The sequence below is a fragment of the Senegalia massiliensis genome (assembly GCF_900626135.1).
GTDB lineage: Bacteria > Bacillota > Clostridia > Tissierellales > SIT17 > Anaeromonas > Anaeromonas massiliensis.
On sequence record NZ_LR130785.1, the window covers coordinates 569,148 to 590,569 of the forward strand.

Here is a 21,422-nt window from a genome sequence, read left to right on the forward strand (position 1 = left end):
ATTGACTCATAAGTCTAGTTAATATACAATTAAGTTTGAAAATAAATAAATTTAAAATCTTAGGAAGGTGGTAAACTAAAATGGATATACCATTAATTGATTTAAAAGCACAATATGATAATTTAAAGAATGAATTAGATAAAGTAACCATTGATGTACTTTCAGGTTCAAAATATATAATGGGAGAAAATGTAGTAAAGTTTGAAAGAGAATTTAATAAGTATTTAAATGTAAAGCACTCTATATCAGTAGGAAATGGAACAGATGCATTAGTTATAGCACTAAAGGCACTTGGAATAGGTGAAGGGGATGAAGTAATTACAAGTACCTATACATTTTTTGCAACAGCAGAAAGTATATCTGCAGTAGGAGCAGTACCTGTATTTGTAGATGTAGAAAAAGATACATTTAATATAGATCCACAAAAAATAGAAGAGAAGATAACAGAAAAAACAAGAGCTATAATGCCTGTTCATATATTTGGTCAACCAGCTGATATGGATGAAATAAATATAATTGCTAAAAAACACAATTTATATGTAATAGAAGATGCATGTCAAGCTATAGGTGCTCAGTATAAAGGGAAAATGGTTGGGACATTAGGAGATATAGCTGCTTTTTCATTTTTTCCAACAAAGAACTTAGGTGCAGCAGGAGATGGTGGAATGATCGTTACAAATAATGATAATATTGCCACAATAGTTAAAGCACTGAGAACACATGGTAGTGGAGAAAATGGACAAAAAGCATATAATTTGCTAAATGGTGAAAAAGAAGAAGTTAAAAAAGATTCAGAAGATAACACAGTATATAATCCACTTAAATATTATAATTATCTTATAGGTTTTAACTCAAGACTTGATGAAATTCAAGCGGCATTATTAAGAGTGAAGTTAAGAGAATTAGATAAATGGAACAATAAAAGGGTAGATACTGCAAAACATTATAATGAAAGCTTAAATGAAACAGAATTAGTTGTACCATATAAGTCAGAAAATGGGACACATGTATATCATATGTATATATTACAATCAGAAGATAGAAGTGGATTAGTAGAATATTTAAAGGAAAATGGAATAGCAACAGGAGTATATTATCCAGTACCACTTCATCAACAAAAGGCATATAAAGATTTAGGCTATAAAAAAGGAGATATGCCAAATTCAGAGTATTTATCTGAAAGAACATTTGCAGTACCAATATATCCTGAATTAAATAATGAACAAAAAGAATATATAGTAGAAACTATAAAGAAATTTAAGTAGGGGTTGTAAAAATGGAAAAGGAATATTTCATACATGAATCAAGCTATGTAGATAGTAACTGTTCTATAGGAAAAGGCACGAAGATTTGGCATTTCTCACATATAATGACAGGTTCAACAATAGGGGAAAATTGTAATTTAGGACAAAATGTTGTTATTTCTCCAGGTGTAGAATTAGGTAACAATGTAAAAGTGCAAAACAATGTATCAGTTTATACTGGAGTAATATGTGAAGATGATGTATTTTTAGGACCATCTTGTGTATTTACAAATGTAATAAATCCAAGAAGTTTTATAGAAAGAAAAGATGAGTACAAAAAAACTATAGTTAAAAAAGGAGCATCTATTGGAGCAAATTCAACAATAGTATGTGGTTATGATATAGGTAAATATGCATTTATAGGAGCAGGAGCAGTAGTAACAAAAGATGTTCCAGATTATGCACTTATGGTAGGAACACCAGCAAGAATTGTAGGATATGTATGTAAATGTGGTAATAAATTAGAAAAAATAAGTGAAAAAAATTACAAATGTAATTCATGTGAAAAAGTTTATACTATGAAAGATACAAAATTAATAGAAGGGAATTAAAATATGAGTAAAGATAATTTAATTAAAGATGAGCTTCTAAGAAAAATTCAAGAAAAAACAGCAAAAGTAGCAGTGGTAGGATTAGGATATGTTGGACTTCCTCTTGCAGTAGAAAAAGCAAAAGCAGGATATAATACAGTAGGATTTGACGTACAAGATGAAAAAGTAGATATGGTTAATAATGGGAAAAATTACATTGGTGATGTAGTTGATTCAGAGCTATCAGATTTAGTAGATAGAGGTTTACTTTCTGCAACAACAGATTTTAGTATAGTGAAAGATTCTGACTTTATAGCAATCTGTGTTCCTACACCTTTAGATGAACATCAACAACCAGATATTAGTTATGTAAAAGCATCAACAGAAGACATATCAAAGTATATCAAAAAAGGTTCAATAGTAGTATTAGAAAGTACAACTTACCCAGGGACTACAGAAGAATTACTTCTTCCAATACTTGAGGAAGGTTCTGGGCTTAAATGTGGTAAAGATTTCTTTTTAGCGTTTTCCCCAGAAAGAGTAGATCCAGGTAATCTTATATACAAAACAAAGAATACACCAAAAGTAGTAGGTGGAGTTGGAAAAGATGCTACAAAAATAGCAGCAGAAATGTATAGAAATGTATTAGAAAGTGATGTATTAGAAGTATCATCACCTAAAGTAGCAGAAATGGAAAAAATATTAGAAAACACATATAGAAATATAAATATAGGACTTGCAAATGAAATGGCTATTATATGTAATAAAATGGGGATAAATGTATGGGAAGTAATAGATGCAGCTAGTACAAAACCATATGGATTCCAAGCATTCTATCCTGGACCAGGTTTAGGAGGGCATTGTATACCACTTGATCCATATTATCTATCATGGAAGTCAAGAGAATATGATTATCATACACAGCTAATAGAGACATCAGGAATTATAAATGATCAAATGCCAGGATATGTAATAGATAGAAGTAGTAAAATATTAAATCGTTATAAAAAAGCATTAAATGGATCTAAAGTATTGGTTTTAGGTGTAGCATATAAGCAAGATATAGATGACTATAGAGAAAGTCCAGCATTAAAAGTAATAGAGAACTTTGAAAAAGAAGGTTCTATAGTAGAATATTTTGATCCAAATGTGTCTGAATATAAATATAAAGGAAGTAAGAAATTAGGTTTACCAGAACTTACAGAAGAGAAATTACAACAAGCAGATTTAGTAGTTATAACAACAGCTCATACAAAAGTAGATTATAACTTTGTTAGCGAAAATGCTAAATTTATATTTGATACAAAAAATGCTATGAAAAATATTGAATCTAGAGAAAATATAGAACTATTATAGAGGTGAATAATTTGGGTAAATTTAACTTTGCAATACTTGGTTGTGGTAGAATATCATATAAACATGTTGAAGGTATAGTTAATAATCATGAAGATGCTAGACTTGTAGCAGTATGTGATATAGTAGAAGAAAAAGCTATAAATAGAAAAAAAGAATACGAAGATATAATGGAAGAAAGATGTGCTGAGAGTTTAAGTATAAACTATTATACTGATTACAATAATATGTTAGAAAAGGAAGATATAGATGTAGTGTTAATATCAACAGAAAGTGGATATCATGCAAAACATTCTATAGATTGTATGAAACAAGGTAAACATGTAATAGTAGAAAAGCCCATGGCATTATCAACAAAAGATGCCGATGAAATGATAAAAGTATCAAAAGAAAATAATGTAAAACTTGCAGTAGCACATCAAAATAGATTTAATCCACCAATTCAACAATTAAGAAGTGCAATAGAAAAGAACAGATTTGGAAAACTTGTAAATGGTACAGCAAGAATACTTTGGAATAGAAATCAAAATTATTATAAACAAGCACCTTGGAGAGGCACATATGCTATGGATGGTGGAACACTTATGAATCAATGTATCCATAATATAGACCTTCTTCAATGGATGATTGGTGGAGATATAGAATCAGTGTATGCACAAACTGATACTTTCTTACGTGATATAGAAGCTGAAGATTTTGGTGCAATAGTTGTAAGATTTACAAATGGAGCAATAGGAATAATAGAAGGTAGTGCTTGCGTATATCCGAAAAACTTGGAAGAAACGTTAAGTATATTTGGAGAAAAAGGTACAGTAGTAATAGGTGGACTTGCAGTAAATAAAATAGAAACATGGAAATTTGAAGATAGTACAGAAGACGAAGAAAAAGAAATATTAAAAGGTGATAGAGAAGATCCAGATTCAGTATATGGATTTGGTCATATTTGGCTAATAGAAGACTTTATAAAAGCTTTAAAAGAAGATAGAGATCCTTTAATAAATGGTGAAGAAGGTAAAAAAGCAATGAGTATAATACTTGCTGCATATAAATCTAGCAAAACTAATACTGCTATAAAGTTTCCAGTAGAAGATATCTCTACAACTAATTTATAAATATAAGGTGATGAAGAATGAAGAGGAAAAGATGTATCTTCCATATACCTCTTAATATAGATGAAGACTCGCCTATATCAGGAAGTAGTATAAGACCTTTAAAAATGCTAAATGCTTTTAAAGATATAGGATATGATGTTGATGCTGTAATGGGTGATGGTAAAAAAAGAAGAAAGCAATTTAAAAAAATAGAAAATAATATCGAAAATGGAATAAAATATGATTTTTTATACTCTGAAAGTTCTACTATGCCTACATTACTAACAGAAAAAAATCATTTTCCTAAATATCCATTTTTAGATTTTTCTTACTTTAAAAATTTTAAAAATAAAAGAATCCCAATAGGGTTATTTTATAGAGATATATATTGGGCATTCGAAACATATATGAAAGAAAACGGAAAATTAAAAGGTAATATAGCAAAATTCTTTTATAAATATGATTTATTAAAATATAATCAATTATTAGATATATTTTATCTACCATCAATAGAAATGAAAGATTATATTCCTAAAAGTCTAAGTGTAGATATAAGATCTTTACCCCCAGGAATAGATAATAAGGAGCATGAAGGGTTAGATAATAAAATGTATCCAAAAGAAAAATTAAATATATTTTATGTTGGGGGAATAGGAGATTTATATAATTTAGAAAAAATAGTTAAAGCAATATCTCGAGATGATAGGTTTTCACTTACTATTTGTTGTAGGAAAAAAGAATGGGAAATTAATGCATCTCGTTATATAAAATATCTTAATAATAATATAAAAATAATCCATAAATCAGGAGATGATTTATTACCTTATTTTAAGAAAGCTGATATGACAAATTTATATTTTAAACCAGTAGAATACAGGAAATTTGCAGTACCAGTTAAATTGTTTGAATATATGCTTCATAAAAGACCAATTATAGGAACTGAAGATACATTTACTGGTAAATATACAAAAGGTAAGAATATAGGCTGGGAAATTCCTTATAATGATATAGAAATAAAAAAAATATTAAACTATATATATGAAAATCAATTAGAATTAGTAGATAAATCAAATAATATGGCAAAATTAATTAAAGAAAATACTTGGAATGCAAGAGCTAGACAAGTAAGAGACGATCTTTTAGAATTTAGAGGAGAATGATATGAAAAAAATAATTACAGTGATAGGAGCAAGACCTCAATTTATCAAAGCAGCTCCAGTTTCCAAAGAATTAAGAAAAGAATATAAAGAAATTATAGTTCATACAGGTCAGCATTATGACAAAAATATGTCAAATATATTTTTTGAAGAATTACAAATTCCAAAGCCTGATTATAATTTAAAAGTAGGTTCAGCTAGTCATGGAGCTCAAACTGGTGAAATGTTAAGAAAAGTAGAAGAATTATTAATGGATGAAAAACCTGATGCAGTATTAGTATACGGAGATACTAATTCTACTATAGCAGCATCGCTTGCAGCAAGTAAATTACTAATACCTGTAATTCATATAGAGGCGGGACTTAGAAGTTTTAATAGAGATATGCCAGAGGAACAAAACAGAATACTAACAGATCATATCTCGACATTTCTTTTTTCACCAACACAAACTGGAGTCGATAATTTAAAAAAAGAAGGAATAACTAATGGAGTATATAATATAGGAGATGTAATGTATGATGCAGTACTTCAAAATTTATATATAGCAAAAAATAAAAAAGATTTCAAATCATACCTAGAAGAATTTAACATTGTAAGAGAATTTACTATTGCTACAAACTTGGAAGAAATAGAAAGTAGCAATTATTATCTCGCCACAATTCATAGAGCAGAAAATACAAATTATAAATCAAAAATGATGGAAATATTTGACGCATTAGAAAACTTAGATAAACTAGTACTTATACCACTACATCCAAGAACAAAAAAGGTATTGGAAAAGTTATATGACAATAAATTCAAAAATATTATTTTTATTGAGCCAGTAGGTTATCTCTCTATGCTCATATTAATAAATAATAGCTTTAAAGTTATAACTGATTCAGGAGGATTACAAAAGGAAGCATATTTTCTTAAAAAACCTTGTGTAACATTAAGAGATCAAACTGAATGGGTAGAAACGTTAAAAGGAAATAGAAATATATTGGCTAATATAGAAAGAAAAGAAATAATAGAAAAGATACAACATATTAAAATTGATAGTGATAATATGAATGACAATTTATTTGGAGATGGAAAAGCTTCACAAAAAATTGTAGATATTTTAAAAAAGTATTTTTATTAGGGAGAAAATAAATGTTTGATTATAGAAAACTACTTAAAAACAATTTTACAAAAAGTGTACTAATGATAACAGGAGGTACTGCTTTTGCACAATTTTTAAGTATAGTATTGTCACCAATTATAACCAGAATATATCCCCCTGAACAATATGGGGTACTTACAGTATATGTATCTATATTAGGAATGCTTTCGATTGTAGGTTCACTTAAATATGAATGGGGAATACCTATAGCTGATGACGAAGAAAAAGCTATAAATACACTTGCATTAAGTATTATAGTATTACTTTTTATAGTAAGTTTAATAACATTTGCAATAATTATATTTGGAACTAGCTTTTTAGGGTTATTTGATGCAAAATCACTAATAGATTATAAATTTTTAATACCAATTGGAGTATTTATGATGGGATTATACAGTATATTTACTCAGTGGGCGCTTAGGAATAAAAATTATAAATCTATTTCTAAAACTAAATTTAGTCAATCAATATCTCAAAATATAATTAAAATAGGATTGGGTTTGCTTAAAATAGGACCAATAGGCCTTATAATAGGAAACATTACAGGACAAAGTGCAGGTATAACAACTTTAGCAAGTCCATTATTTAGAAAAAATAGAGAATTATTAAAGAAAATAAATTTCAAAAAAATTATTTGGAGTGCTAAAAGATATAAAGAATTTCCAATGTATCTAGCACCAAGTCAATTTTTAAATACAGCAGGTCTTCAATTACCAGTCCTTATGATAACAAGTATATATGGGAAGAGTACAATTGGATTGTATGGGCTTGCAAATTCAATAGTAAGTATACCTATGAACCTCATAGGGAGATCTATTGCTGATGTGTTTTATGCAGAAGCTGCAAGTATAGGTAGGACTGACCCAGAACAGCTTAAAAATTTATCAATTAAATTATTAAAAAAATTAATATTAGTTGGAATAGTACCATTAATAACACTATTAATATTTGGGCCTATATTATTTTCATTTGTATTTGGTGAAGCATGGTACCAAGCAGGAGTATATGCTAGGATACTTTCTTTTTTAGTGTTTACAAGGTTAATTTTCACACCAATAAGCATGGTGTTTTCTGTATTTGAAAAACAAAAACAAGCTTTAATATTAGATGTATTAAGAGTAGGATTTGTCCTATTTGTATTTTTTATAGCATATTATTTTTCTCTAAATTCATATAGTGCTATAATATTATATACTATATCAATGTCTTTTATATATTTTTTGACTTTTGTATGGGCTCAAAGAATAATTAATTTAGAGATTGAAAATAAATACTAAGGAGTTTTGCAATGAAGATTTTATTTTTTGCACCAGCTAATGTTAATCATACAGTTAGATGGGTAAATGCAATGGTTAATAAAGGACATGCAGTTTACTTGATAAGTTTAAGGGATCATAAAGAAGGTGTTAACAAAATAGATAAAAAAGTAAAAATTTATTATCTACCTTATTCAGGGTTAAAAGGATATTACTTGAATTTTCTTAAAGCTAAAAGTTTAGTTAAAAAAATATCTCCAGATATTATAAATACTCATTATGCAAGTGGATATGGTACTCTTTCTAGACTTGTAAATTATCAGCCTACTCTATTATCAGTTTGGGGAAGTGATGTATATGAATTTCCATATGAAAGCAAATTTAAAGAAAAAATATTAAAGAAAAATTTGATGCAACCATTAATGATAGCGTCTACAAGTAGAGCCATGGCAAATCAAACAAAAAAATTTATGAATAAGGAAGCTAATATATATGTAACTCCATTTGGCGTAGATACAAATTTATTTAAACCAATTGATGTTGATAAAAATGATGATATAATTAACATAGGTTTGGTAAAAACCTTAAAAACTAAATATGGAATTAAATATTTAATAGAAGCCACAAGGATATTAATAGATAAATTAAATACAAATGGATATAAAGAAATTGCTAATAGAATAAGAACAAACATATATGGAGAAGGACCAAAATTAAATGATTTACAAGAATTGACTAAAAGCTTAAATTTATCTGATATAGTGAACTTTAAAGGATATGTTGAAAATACAAAAATACCATTAGTGTTAAATCATATGGATATTTTTTGTGCTCCAAGCTTACTAGAAAGTTTTGGGGTAGCAGCTGTAGAAGCAATGGCATGTGAAATACCAGTTGTCGCATCTGATGTGGATGGTTTTAAGGAAGTTATAGAAGATTCTAAAACAGGTTATATATTTAAAAGTAAAAATAGCAAAGAAATAGCAGAAAAATTATATGAATTAGTACTTAATAAATCTTTAAGGGATAAGTTTGGGAAAAATGGACGGGAAAGAGTATTAAATTTATATGATTGGAATAAAAATGTTGCTTTAATGGAAGATGTATATAAAAATACATTAAAACAGATTCAAAAATTATAATAAAAGAGGTAATGAGAATGAAAATAGCAATCGTGGGAGCAGGTTATGTAGGTCTTTCGAATGCAGTACTTTTAGCTCAAAATAATACAGTAAATATATTAGATATAAATCAATGGAAAGTAGATCTAATAAACAATAAAAAATCACCAATAGTAGATGAAGAAATAGAAAGATATTTAAAAGAAAAAGAATTAGAATTAATTGCTACTAAAGATAAAGATGAGCTTTATAAAGATTCAGAATATGTAATAATAGCAACGCCAACAAATTATGATCCTGAAAAAAATTATTTTGACACATCTTCAGTAGAATCAGTAATAAAAGATGTATTAGAAATAAATCCAGATGCAATAATGGTAATAAAATCAACAGTACCTGTTGGATATACTAAAGAAATAAAAGAAAAATTTAATACAGAAAATATTATATTTTCTCCAGAATTTTTAAGAGAAGGAAAAGCATTATATGATAACCTATATCCATCTAGAATAATAGTAGGAGAAAGGTCTGAAAGGGCTAAGAAGTTTGCAAATCTTTTAGCTGAAGGAGCAATAAAAGATGGTATAGATATATTATTTACAGATTCAACAGAAGCAGAAGCTATAAAGCTATTTTCTAACACTTATCTTGCAATGAGAGTAGCATTTTTTAATGAGTTAGATACTTATGCAGAAGTTAGAGGACTTGATACAAAGCAAATAGTAGAGGGAGTAAGTTTAGACCCTAGAATAGGAACTCATTACAATAACCCTTCATTTGGATATGGTGGATATTGTTTACCTAAGGACACGAAGCAGCTACTTGCAAATTACAAAGATGTACCAAACAATATAATGAGAGCAATAGTAGATGCAAATAGAACTAGAAAAGATCATATAGCAGAAATGCTAATAAAGAAAAAACCAAAGGTAATTGGTGTATATAGATTAACTATGAAAACTAATTCAGATAACTTTAGACAATCTGCTATTCAAGGGATAATGAAAAGAGTAAAAGGTAAAGGAATAGAAGTGATAGTATATGAGCCAGTATTAAAAGAAAATGAGTTTTATGGTTCAAAGGTAGTGAGAGATTTGGATGAATTTAAAAAGAAATCAGATATAATAGTAACAAATAGAATGTTTGATGAATTAGAAAATGTGAGAGAAAAAGTATATACAAGAGATTTATTTGGTAGGGATTAATTTATAGCTTTTCACAGAAAGGAGGGATTTTTATTTATCAATTCTTTATAATTTTAATATCCATATTAACTTTTATATTATCAGTATATTTATTTCATAAAGTATCATCAACATTGGATTTTACTAGAATTAATTTAATATCATTAGTTTTTTATAGCCTGACTATAATTACATTTATAGGTTCAATATTAATAGCTTTAGGGATAGACAATCATTATATGGGAAGACATATAAGACATTATGAAACAAGAATTATAGGATGGATAATGGTAGAATTAGTAATGATTTTTTTGCCCTTAACTATGTTATTAATAAAAAAAGTTTTTAAATTTAAGAGAAATGAATTTTTTAATTATTTAAAGACAAAAACAACTAATATCGCTTCAAAAAATGATAAAGAAGTATTTATATTAATAACCTTATTGTCAGTTATTGCAATAGGATCTGTTATATATACTTTTTATAAAATTGGATTAGAAAATAATCCTATTTTAAATATGATTAAAGGAGCAAATGGTACTGAACTTGATAAGCTTAGAATTAAAGCAGGAAGAGAATTTTCAGGAAATGTATATATTAGAAATATTTTTGCAATAGCTATGACACCATTCTTATCTTATATAGCATATATATATTTTAGAATTCAAAAAAATAAAAATTGGTTTATTTTATTTAGTGTTTTATTTCTCAGTAGTATATTAATATCATTCTATGATCTACAAAAGGCACAAATACTTAGATATTTAGTAACTTTTATTATAATTAACATTTATTTTGGAGATAAAATAAATATTAAACAAGTTATTATTTATGGACTTGTTGCATCTTTAGCTATAATTTTTATGTATACATTTATAAGTGAAGTTCCTTTAGAGAATATATTTACATTTAAATCAGGTCCATTAAATAGAATATTTTTAAGTCAATCTATGTCAGTGTTTTTACATTATGAAGTATTTACTTATAGAACATCTTTTTTAAATGGTGCTAGTTTTCCTAGATTAATATCTCAAAATATATTTGGGGTTAATCATATGAGATCTGGTAGATCTGTTATGATATCTCTTAGACCCAAAAAAGTGTTAGAAGGTACAGCTGGTGTATATAATGGACTTTTTATAGGAGAAGCATATGCTAATTTTGGGTTTTTAGGGGTAATTTTTTCTATAATTTATATAGGAGCATTTTTGTATTTTATACACTTATTTTTTGTAAGATCAAATAAAAATCCTGTTACTATAGCACTATATGCTTATTTTACTATAAATTATGAAAGGATATTAAATGGTGGATTTATAGACTTCATATATAGCCCAGTAATGTTATTTTTAGTATTACTAAGTATTGCTATTATAATATCATCTAGATTATTAAATAGATTTATAGTAGCTGAAAAGTTATAGGCTATACAAAAATTATTTAACTATTCTAGGTGGAGTTGTATTGGTAAAAGAAAAGTTAGAAAGATATATGATATTCTTAATTATTAAGGTGAAAAAGACTGTTTTGAGGTTAGTGCAAGACAGTCTTTTTATGATATAATCATATATATATAAGTAAATGAAAGGAGAATTATAAATTGAAGATAGCAGTAGCAGGAGCAGGTTACGTAGGACTTTCAAATGCAGTACTTTTAGCTCAAAATAATACAGTAAATATATTAGATATAAATCAATGGAAAGTAGATCTAATAAACAATAAAAAATCACCAATAGTAGATGAAGAAATAGAAAGATATTTAAAAGAAAAAGAATTAGAATTAATTGCTACTAAAGATAAAGATGAGCTTTATAAAGATTCAGAATATGTAATAATAGCAACGCCAACAAATTATGATCCTGAAAAAAATTATTTTGACACATCTTCAGTAGAATCAGTAATAAAAGATGTATTAGAAATAAATCCAGATGCAATAATGGTAATAAAATCAACAGTACCTGTTGGATATACTAAAGAAATAAAAGAAAAATTTAATACAGAAAATATTATATTTTCTCCAGAATTTTTAAGAGAAGGAAAAGCATTATATGATAACCTATATCCATCTAGAATAATAGTAGGAGAAAGGTCTGAAAGGGCTAAGAAGTTTGCAAATCTTTTAGCTGAAGGAGCAATAAAAGATGGTATAGATATATTATTTACAGATTCAACAGAAGCAGAAGCTATAAAGCTATTTTCTAACACTTATCTTGCAATGAGAGTAGCATTTTTTAATGAGTTAGATACTTATGCAGAAGTTAGAGGACTTGATACAAAGCAAATAGTAGAGGGAGTAAGTTTAGACCCTAGAATAGGAACTCATTACAATAACCCTTCATTTGGATATGGTGGATATTGTTTACCTAAGGACACGAAGCAGCTACTTGCAAATTACAAAGATGTACCAAACAATATAATGAGAGCAATAGTAGATGCAAATAGAACTAGAAAAGATCATATAGCAGAAATGCTAATAAAGAAAAAACCAAAGGTAATTGGTGTATATAGATTAACTATGAAAACTAATTCAGATAACTTTAGACAATCTGCTATTCAAGGGATAATGAAAAGAGTAAAAGGTAAAGGAATAGAAGTGATAGTATATGAGCCAGTATTAAAAGAAAATGAGTTTTATGGTTCAAAGGTAGTGAGAGATTTGGATGAATTTAAAAAGAAATCAGATATAATAGTAACAAATAGAATGTTTGATGAATTAGAAAATGTGAGAGAAAAAGTATATACAAGAGACTTATTTGGCAGGGATTAATTTCCTGCCTCTTTTTTATGTACATAAGTTCTGTATAGTTACAGAACTTATATGTTATAGTTTTATAAATAAGCGTAACATATAATTAAGTAGAAAGGATTTGTATAATATGAATAAAAGGCAAGTAAATTTATTGAAAAGTTTAATAATAGAAGATGAATATCTACCTATAAAGTATTTTTCAAACAAATTAGGTACATCAGATAAAACTACATCAAAAGATTTAAAAGAAATACAAAATATTATTAACTCCACGGGTGCAAAAATAGATAAAAGAAGAGGTCTTGGTATAAAACTATATTATACATCTTCTCAACTTGATGTTTTAAATTCTAAATTAAACAAAATGAAAGTTTCTATTGGTGATGATGATTTAATCCATAGAAGAATACAAATCTTATTAAACCTCTTAATAAATACTGACAAATATACTACTATTCAAAAACTATCAGATAAATATATAGTAAGCAGAACTTCGATAAATAATGATTTAAATGAAATAGAAGATAAGCTATCAAAATATAATCTAAAACTTTCTAAAACATTAAAAGGAACTAAAATAATTGGCAGCGAGATAAATATAAGAAAAGCTTTAGTGTTTACTATTCAAGAATATGCCAAAATAAATCCAAACTATATTACAGAATATCAAAATATACGTCATGAAGAATTAAATATAAATCAAATAAATACAATTTTAAATTATGAAACAACTTTATTTTTTGAAGAGCTATTAAATCATATAGAATCAAAACTTAAGCTGGTTATATATGAACCATATTATACTAATTTATTAACTCATTTATTAATAATGACTAACAGAATAATGAGAGGAAATTATATATCTAGTAACTCAGAAGTAAGTGATGTTGTAATTGTAAAAAATAATGACTTATATAATATTGCTATTTATATGATAGAAAAAATAGAAGAGAAATTTAAAATCAAAGTAAGTAAAGAAGAAGTAGGTTATATTTATAAATATTTAACATCTATAGGATTAAGTTATGATGATATGAAACATAAAGAGGATAAAAAACACGATATGCCTCATGTTCATTTTACAAATAATTTAATAGATATTGTATCTCAAATGTCTCATAGAAACTATAATATAAGGATCACTTTATATGAAAGATTGTTATTACATATAAAGCCTATGTTAAATAGAGTGAAATACAATATTCAAATAAAGAATCCATTATTAAAGGATTTCCTAAAGGAATTTAAAGAGGAATTTTTCGTAATAAAAATTGCCTGTATGTTAGTTTGTAATAAATTAGAGATTAATATGATTAGTGATGATGAAGTTTCATATATATTAACTTATTTTATATCTGAAGATGAGAAAATATCAGAAACTATAAAAATAAGAACATTAGTAGTTTGTCATAGTGGGTATGGAACAAGTCAATTACTTTCAACTAGATTAGAAAAATCATTTAATAATATTGAAGTAGTAGATGTAATAGCATCAAATTCTATATCAAATATGGATTTAATAGATATAGATTTAATTGTTACAACAGCAGATTTAAATATTGAAAAGTCATTTTTATTGGTATCTGCATTTTTAAATGAAATTGACAAGAAAAATATTAAAAACTTTATTGATAATATATTAGAAAGTAAAAGAAAATCATTTTCTAATTATCATATAAAAAATATTGAAATAGAATCCGCTGATGATACAGGTACTATAGATGAAAAAGAATTAGTCCATATAAAAGACAATATATATATAGATTTAATAAAATCCTCAGAAAATCTAAACATACAATATATAACAGAAAAAGACAAAACAGGAAAACGTATTTTTGTCATAAACTATTTTGATTATAAATATCTTTCTAAAGCCTTAAGAAAGATTATAAGGGAATTTTTAATTGAGGAGAATATCGATGAAAAACACTAATGTAATAGATATAAATAATATTATATTTACCGATAAAATTAGTTCTAAACAAGAAGCAATATTAAAATTATCAGAATTACTAGTAGAATCACAAATAGTTGTAGATAAAGAAAAATTTATAGAAGATATATTTGAAAGAGAAAATAGAGGTTCTACATTTGTAGGAGAGAGTTTAGCAATACCTCATGGATTTTCAAATAGAGTAAAAATACCTTCAATTGCCATTGCTAAGGTAGATAATCCATTTCCATGGGATGGAAATACTAACAATGTAAAACTCATAATATTATTTGCAATACCAGAAGATGATGAAATGGAAAGAGAATCTGAGGTTTTAAAGAAAATTGCAGCAGCATTAGGTGATGAAGATTTGATAAAAGATCTATTAAATGCACAAACAGAAGAAAACTTAATATATATCTTGAAAAGTTATATTAAGTTGTAAGGAGGATATTATGGGAGCACAATCGGGAACTTTAGTATTCCAATCTGAAAAAGTAAATATATTTAGAAGAGGGATAGCTACCTTATTTGATATATATATTTCATCTGTTTTAGCAAATATACCAATTTTAATTATATATAGTATGGAAACTGGTGAAACACAGATGACTAGTGAGCTATCTTCACTTTCAACTCCTTCTGGAATATTAGCTAGTGTTCTAGGGATATTGATAGTTTCTATTTATTATATAGTACTTCCTCTATATAAATTTGATGGTCAAACTTTAATGAAAAGATTGTTAGGGTTTAAAATTGTAAAGAGAGATGGTACAAAATTAGATTTAAAAACTATGTTTAAAAGAGAAATATTAGGTTCTATGATTGTAGAAGGTGGATTTGTAAGTAGTGCTAATTATTTAAGACAATTAATACTAATATTAACTGGATCCCAGCTACTTTACACAGGACTATTATATACATCATTTGTAACAACAATATTATCAATTATATTTATACTATTTTCAAAAGAAGGTAGAGCATTACATGATTATATTGCAAATACAAAAGTATTGAGAGGAGGTGAATAATATGAAAAAGATATATTTATTCTGTGATAATGCAATGAGTACAAGTATGATTGCAAAAAAGATGCAAGATGTTGGAGATAAACATAATTTAGATTTAGAAGTAAAAGCTTATCCAGTAAGAAATTTAGAAAGAATATTAGAAGAAAAAAATCCACATTGCGTATTATTAGGACCTCAAGTTAGACATTTACTAGAGGATACAAAGAAAAGAGTAGAAGCTTATGACATACCAGTAGGAGTTATAGATTCAGCTGATTATGGAATGATGGATGGAGAAAAAGTATTAAAGAAAACAATACTATTAATGAAAAAACATAAAAAATAGGAGGGATATTAATGTTCAACAAACTCGAAGATGTTTTAATGCCTATAGCAGACAAGCTAGGTAAAAATAAAATATTAGTTGCTATACGTGATGGATTTTTAATGTCAATGCCATTAATCATAGTAGGATCACTATTCTTACTTATAGCAAACTTCCCAATACCTGGTTGGTCAGAATTTTGGGCAAGATTTTTTGGAGAAGGATGGGAATCTTATCTATCCGCTGTATCTAGAGCAACATTTAATATAATATCATTGTTAACAGTAGTTGGTATGGGGTATTCTTATGCTAGGGAAATAGAAGCAGATAGAATACAAGGCGCAATTGTAGCTATAGTATCTTTTATAATAATAATGCCTACTGATATAGCATATGAAGGAGCAGAAGGTGCAGCAACATTAAGTGCAATTAGTTTTGGTTTTACAGGTACAAATGGAATAATTTTAGCAATGATAGTTTCAATATTATCTGTACAAATATTCCATTGGGTATATAAAAAAGGTTGGACAATAAAAATGCCTGAAGGTGTACCACCAGCAGTAACAGATTCATTTGCAGCACTTATTCCAAGTGGTATAGTAATGTTATTATTCTTTTTAGTTAGAATTGGATTTGGACTTACACCTTATGAATCAGCACATAATTTCATATATACAGTATTACAAACACCACTTATGGGAGTAGGAAATAGCTTAGGTGCACAAATAGTATATGTAGTATCTAGTTCAATATTCTGGTTCTTTGGTATAAATGGACCTGCAGTTACAAACTCAGTGTTCTCACCAATATTTAGAACATTATCAATAGAAAACTTAGCAGCATTTGAATCAGGATTACCATTACCACATATTTATACAGGACAATTTGTAGACTTATTCCAAACATTTGGTGGTGGAGGAAGTACTCTTTCTCTAGTTATTTTAATGATAGCGGTAGGTAAATCTCAAAGAATTAAAAAGCTTGGTAAATTATCAATAGTACCAGGAATATTTGGTATAAATGAACCTATCATATTTGGCTTACCAATAGTACTTAATCCAGTAATGATAATACCTTTTATAGGGGTACCACTTATGAATACAATATTATCAGCGATAGCATTTGAAACAGGGTTTTTACCATATACTAATGGAGTTGCATTACCTTGGACTACACCACTTGGCTTCTCTGGATATTTATCAACAGGAAGTTTTAGAGCAGCAATATTCCAAGTTGTATTAGTAGTACTTGGTTGTGTAGTATACTATCCATTTATAAAAGTATTAGATAAAAACTACCTAAAAGATGAGCAAGCTAAACCTGATGAAGATGAATTAGAAGATATATCATTTGATGATTTATCTATGGAGGATCTCTAGGAGGTAATAAAATGAATGTATTAATGATATTTGATCAAATACAAGCAGGAATGGGTGGAAAAGAAAAAGCAGATATATCTCCTGGTGGTAAAAAAGGAGAAATAGGTTCAGTACCTATGATTAAGCCTCATTTAGCAGAAGTAGATGGAAAAGCAAATGCATGCTTGTATTGTGGAGATAAATATTTTAAAGACAATCAAGAAGAAGTAGAAAGAAAAATTATAGGCATGGTTAAAAAGTTAAATCCAGATGTAGTTATTTGTGGTCCAGCATATAACTATGAAGGCTATGCTTATATGAGTGCAGTTTTGGCACATAAAATAAATGAAAATACTGACATACCAGCACTTGCTGCTATGTCTAAAGAAAATCAAGATATAATAGCTAAGTATAAAGATATAGTAAATATAGTGAAAATGCCTAAAAAAGGCGGAACTGGACTTAATAAATCACTAAGTAATATATCTATATTAGCAGAAAAAATGTTTAAAAAAGAAAATATAGAACAACTAAAAAAAGACATATGCTATTAAGTATATAAGCAAGTATATAAGATTACCTTATATACTTGCTTTAGCTATGGAGGTGATTTAATGGAGAAGATTTTAAACCATAATATTGATAAATATAAAGAAGAGTTACTGCAGTCAATAATAGAAGTAGTAAATATACCAAGTGTGAAAGGTGAAGCAAAAGAACATGCACCCTTTGGTGAAAATCCTAAAAAAGCACTGTTAAAAGCACTTGATATAGCAAAAGATTTAGGATTTAAAACTAAAAATATAGATAATTATATAGGATATGCAGAATATGGTGAAGGTGAAGACTATATAGGAGTATTAGGTCATTTAGATGTAGTGGATGTAGGAGAAGGTTGGAAATCACCACCATTTAATGCTGAAATAAGAAATGAAAAGATATATGGTAGAGGAGTACTGGATAACAAAGGACCGATAATGTCATCTCTTTTTGCATTATATGCAATAAAACAATCAAATTTAAATATAAATAAAAAAATAAGAATAATATTTGGAACAGATGAAGAAAGTGGATTTAGTGACATTCCATATTATTTAAAACATGAAAAACCCCCTATATTGGGTTTTACTCCTGATTGTAAATATCCAGTAGTATATGGGGAAAGAGGTAGAGCAAATATATTACTTACTATTAAATATAGTGATGAAAATTATGAAGAAAAAACAAAAGAATTTTTTTACTTTATAAATGAATATATACTTTTAAGTAAAAGTAACGGAGAAAGACTAGGTATAGATTATAGTGATAAAGAATTTGGAACAATGGAGATGAAAAATTTCAAAGCTGGAATAAAGGACTCCCATTTAATATTTCATATGAGTTTAAGCTATCCAGCTACTGTTAATATAGATGGAATATTAGAAAAAATAAAATTAAAATTAACTGACAATATAAAATTAAAATTACTATTAAATTATAATCCGATAAAATTTGAAAAAGAATCATTTTTAGTAAAGAGCTTACAAAAAGCATATGAAGATATTACAGGACTAGATGGGACACCTGTAACTACAACAGGAGGAACATATGCCAAAGTAATGCCAAATATAGTACCCTTTGGTCCATCATTCCCAGGACAAAAAGGTATAGCACATAATCCAAATGAATATATGGATATAGAAGACATAGTATTAAACGCTAAGATATTTGCAAATGCAATATATAATTTAGCAAAATAAATATAGAAAAGAGGTAAGGACATATGAGTTATGCAATTATAGCTACATGGAGAATGGCATTAGAAGGAATAGAAGAAGGAGTAAAATCATTAAAAAATAATGGTTCTTCAGCAGATGCCATAGAAAAGGCAGTAAAAATGGTGGAAGATTTTCCATACTATAAATCAGTAGGATATGGTGGACTTCCAAATGAAAATGGGGAAGTAGAATTAGATGCAGCATTTATGGATGGAGATTGTTTATCCATAGGAGCAGTTGCAGGGATAAAAGATTTTAAAAACCCTATATCCATAGCAAGAAAATTAAGTGAACAAAAATTTAATTGTTTTCTAGTAGGAGCTGGAGCTGAAGAATATGCCCACAAAAATGGCTTTGAAAGAAAAAATATGCTTACAGATAGAGCAATAATTCACTATAAAAATAGATTAAAAGAAACAGTAGAAAAAGGACTAAGTCCATATGATGGACATGATACTGTAGGAATGGTAGCGCTTGATAATAAGGATTCAATGGCCAGTGGAACATCTACATCAGGATTATTTATGAAAAAAAGAGGTAGAACAGGAGACTCAGCTGTATCAGGTTCAGGTTTCTATGTAGACAGTGAAATAGGAGGAGCAACAGCCACAGGACTTGGAGAAGATATAATGAAAGGCTGCTCATCTTATGAAATAGTAAGGCTTATGAAAGAAGGATATACACCACAACAAGCAGCAGACAAAGCAGTATCTAACTTAAATGATTTATTAATAAAAAGAAGAAAAAAAGCAGGAGATATATCTGTAGTTTGTATAAATAATAAAGGAGAATTTGGAGTAGCTACAAATATAGAAAACTTTTCCTTTGTAATAGCAACAGAAAAAATAGAACCAACAGTATATGTATGTAAAAATGAAAATGGTAAAACAACTTATAGAGTTGCAACAGAAGAATGGTTAGAAAACTATATGAACAAAAGAACAGCACCTTTAAAATTAAAGTAAAATAGGATAAAATATATAGAAAGACGGTGGATATTGTGGAAGGAATGGAATTGTTAAATTTTCAAATAATAAGCAATGTAGGAGATGCAAAATCATATTTACATGAAGCGCTAAAAGCATCAAGGGAAGAAAAATTTAGTAAAGCAGAAGAATTAATTAAAAATGCAGAAGATAGTTTAGGAAAAGCACATGAAATTCATATGGACATATTACAAAAAGAAACACAAGGGGACGATTTCAAAATAACTCTATTATTAATGCATGCAGAAGATCAAATGATGACAACAGAACTATTAAGAGATGTAACACAAGAAATGCTACTAACTCATAAAAAATATTCAAAATAATATATGTTAGGAGAAGATAATGAAAAGGAAAATTGAAGTATGTTGTGATAGTTTAGAAGATGTAATAATATCAGAGAGGGCAGGAGCAGATAGAGTCGAACTTAACAATAGTATGCATCTAGGAGGGCTTACACCTTCAATAGGGACAATAAAATTAGTATCAGAAAGATGTGTAATCCCTACTATAGTAATGGCAAGACCAAGAGGAGCAGGTTTCTGCTATAATGATTATCAATATGACACTATGGTAGAAGATATAGAAGAAATGATGAAATATAATATATCAGGAGTAGCATTTGGCTGCCTAACAAAAAATAAAGAAATAGATATAGAAAAAAACAAAAAAATAATAGAAATATTAAAGAAGAATGATAAAGAAGTAGTATTTCATAGAGCATTTGATTGTGTAGTTGATCCATATAAATCAATAGAAATATTAATAGATTTAGGAGTAGATAGAATACTTACATCTGGACTTGCATCTAAAGCAGTAGAAGGAGTAGAACTATTAAAAGAATTGCAAGAAAAATATGGACAAAAAATAGAAATACTTGCAGGTAGTGGAGTAAATGAATCAAATGCAAAGTATATAATGGACCAAACAGGAATAAATCAATATCATAGCTCTTGCAAAACATGGGAGATAGATCCTACAACTATAGGTCATGATGTATCATATGCATATGCCAATAGTCCTCATGAAAATGAATATAATGTAGTAAGATATGAAAGAGTAAAAGAACTTGTAGATATTGTCAAAGAATAAGTAACACTTGACTTCCATATTCATATATTGTAATATACGAATATAACGATATTAAGATATGGAGGAATAGAA

Annotated in this window: 21 protein-coding genes; all 21 read left to right on the plus strand. The window is 27.6% G+C overall.

From position 1 onward, the window contains the following. Positions 1-80 precede the first annotated feature (80 nt). The 21 genes from E0D94_RS02815 (at position 81) to E0D94_RS02915 (ending at position 21,350) form a co-directional block, all read left to right on the plus strand. Positions 81-1,265, plus strand: coding sequence for a DegT/DnrJ/EryC1/StrS family aminotransferase (locus E0D94_RS02815; protein WP_130805787.1), 1,185 nt, complete (start codon positions 81-83; stop codon positions 1,263-1,265). Between the two features lie 11 nt (positions 1,266-1,276). After that, positions 1,277-1,855, plus strand: coding sequence for an acyltransferase (locus E0D94_RS02820; RefSeq protein ID WP_130805788.1), 579 nt, complete (start codon positions 1,277-1,279; stop codon positions 1,853-1,855). A gap of 3 nt (positions 1,856-1,858) precedes the next feature. Next, the gene (locus tag E0D94_RS02825; RefSeq protein ID WP_341274555.1) at positions 1,859-3,190 is read left to right on the plus strand and encodes a nucleotide sugar dehydrogenase; all 1,332 of its coding nucleotides are present in this window, start codon (positions 1,859-1,861) and stop codon (positions 3,188-3,190) included. Positions 3,191-3,201: 11 nt separating this feature from the next. Further along, positions 3,202-4,299, plus strand: coding sequence for a Gfo/Idh/MocA family protein (locus E0D94_RS02830; protein ID WP_130805789.1), 1,098 nt, complete (start codon positions 3,202-3,204; stop codon positions 4,297-4,299). Between the two features lie 17 nt (positions 4,300-4,316). Beyond that, positions 4,317-5,438, plus strand: a complete 1,122-nt coding sequence (locus tag E0D94_RS02835; protein ID WP_130805790.1) for a glycosyltransferase family protein — start codon at positions 4,317-4,319, stop codon at positions 5,436-5,438. A gap of 1 nt (position 5,439) precedes the next feature. Then, positions 5,440-6,558 (plus strand): non-hydrolyzing UDP-N-acetylglucosamine 2-epimerase, encoded by a 1,119-nt coding sequence (gene wecB, locus E0D94_RS02840; protein ID WP_130805791.1) that lies wholly within the window; start codon positions 5,440-5,442, stop codon positions 6,556-6,558. Positions 6,559-6,569: 11 nt separating this feature from the next. Continuing rightward, positions 6,570-7,856, plus strand: a complete 1,287-nt coding sequence (locus tag E0D94_RS02845; RefSeq protein ID WP_130805792.1) for an oligosaccharide flippase family protein — start codon at positions 6,570-6,572, stop codon at positions 7,854-7,856. Between the two features lie 11 nt (positions 7,857-7,867). Further along, positions 7,868-8,977 (plus strand): glycosyltransferase, encoded by a 1,110-nt coding sequence (locus E0D94_RS02850; RefSeq protein ID WP_130805793.1) that lies wholly within the window; start codon positions 7,868-7,870, stop codon positions 8,975-8,977. Positions 8,978-8,994: 17 nt separating this feature from the next. Then, positions 8,995-10,161 carry a nucleotide sugar dehydrogenase gene (locus E0D94_RS02855; RefSeq protein WP_130805794.1) on the plus strand — a complete coding sequence of 389 codons (1,167 nt, stop codon included), beginning with the start codon at positions 8,995-8,997 and terminating at the stop codon, positions 10,159-10,161. Positions 10,162-10,274: 113 nt separating this feature from the next. Then, the gene (locus E0D94_RS02860; RefSeq protein ID WP_165442841.1) at positions 10,275-11,564 is read left to right on the plus strand and encodes an O-antigen polymerase; all 1,290 of its coding nucleotides are present in this window, start codon (positions 10,275-10,277) and stop codon (positions 11,562-11,564) included. Between the two features lie 176 nt (positions 11,565-11,740). Beyond that, positions 11,741-12,907, plus strand: a complete 1,167-nt coding sequence (locus E0D94_RS02865) for a nucleotide sugar dehydrogenase (RefSeq protein ID WP_130805796.1) — start codon at positions 11,741-11,743, stop codon at positions 12,905-12,907. Between the two features lie 109 nt (positions 12,908-13,016). Beyond that, positions 13,017-14,822 (plus strand): BglG family transcription antiterminator, encoded by a 1,806-nt coding sequence (locus tag E0D94_RS02870; RefSeq protein WP_130805797.1) that lies wholly within the window; start codon positions 13,017-13,019, stop codon positions 14,820-14,822. Continuing rightward, positions 14,809-15,267 carry a PTS sugar transporter subunit IIA gene (locus E0D94_RS02875; protein ID WP_130805798.1) on the plus strand — a complete coding sequence of 153 codons (459 nt, stop codon included), beginning with the start codon at positions 14,809-14,811 and terminating at the stop codon, positions 15,265-15,267. Before E0D94_RS02870 ends, E0D94_RS02875 begins: the two co-directional genes overlap by 14 nt. 10 nt (positions 15,268-15,277) lie before the next feature. Then, a complete protein-coding gene (locus E0D94_RS02880) occupies positions 15,278-15,853 on the plus strand; it encodes an RDD family protein (RefSeq protein WP_130805799.1) in 576 nt (191 codons plus the stop codon). A 1-nt stretch (position 15,854) separates the two neighbouring features. Continuing rightward, on the plus strand, positions 15,855-16,178 hold the full coding sequence (locus E0D94_RS02885; RefSeq protein WP_130805800.1) for a PTS sugar transporter subunit IIB: 324 nt from the start codon (positions 15,855-15,857) through the stop codon (positions 16,176-16,178). An 11-nt stretch (positions 16,179-16,189) separates the two neighbouring features. Then, a complete protein-coding gene (locus E0D94_RS02890; RefSeq protein WP_130805801.1) occupies positions 16,190-17,536 on the plus strand; it encodes a PTS sugar transporter subunit IIC in 1,347 nt (448 codons plus the stop codon). 11 nt (positions 17,537-17,547) lie between these two features. Beyond that, positions 17,548-18,069 (plus strand): GrdB-related putative oxidoreductase, encoded by a 522-nt coding sequence (locus E0D94_RS02895; RefSeq protein ID WP_130805802.1) that lies wholly within the window; start codon positions 17,548-17,550, stop codon positions 18,067-18,069. Positions 18,070-18,129: 60 nt separating this feature from the next. Beyond that, positions 18,130-19,254 carry a Sapep family Mn(2+)-dependent dipeptidase gene (locus E0D94_RS02900; RefSeq protein WP_130805803.1) on the plus strand — a complete coding sequence of 375 codons (1,125 nt, stop codon included), beginning with the start codon at positions 18,130-18,132 and terminating at the stop codon, positions 19,252-19,254. A gap of 23 nt (positions 19,255-19,277) precedes the next feature. After that, positions 19,278-20,237, plus strand: a complete 960-nt coding sequence (locus E0D94_RS02905) for a glycosylasparaginase (protein WP_130805804.1) — start codon at positions 19,278-19,280, stop codon at positions 20,235-20,237. A gap of 44 nt (positions 20,238-20,281) precedes the next feature. After that, positions 20,282-20,584, plus strand: a complete 303-nt coding sequence (locus tag E0D94_RS02910; protein ID WP_242620515.1) for a PTS sugar transporter subunit IIA — start codon at positions 20,282-20,284, stop codon at positions 20,582-20,584. A gap of 19 nt (positions 20,585-20,603) precedes the next feature. Beyond that, on the plus strand, positions 20,604-21,350 hold the full coding sequence (locus tag E0D94_RS02915; protein WP_130805806.1) for a copper homeostasis protein CutC: 747 nt from the start codon (positions 20,604-20,606) through the stop codon (positions 21,348-21,350). The last annotated feature ends 72 nt before the right edge of the window (positions 21,351-21,422 follow it).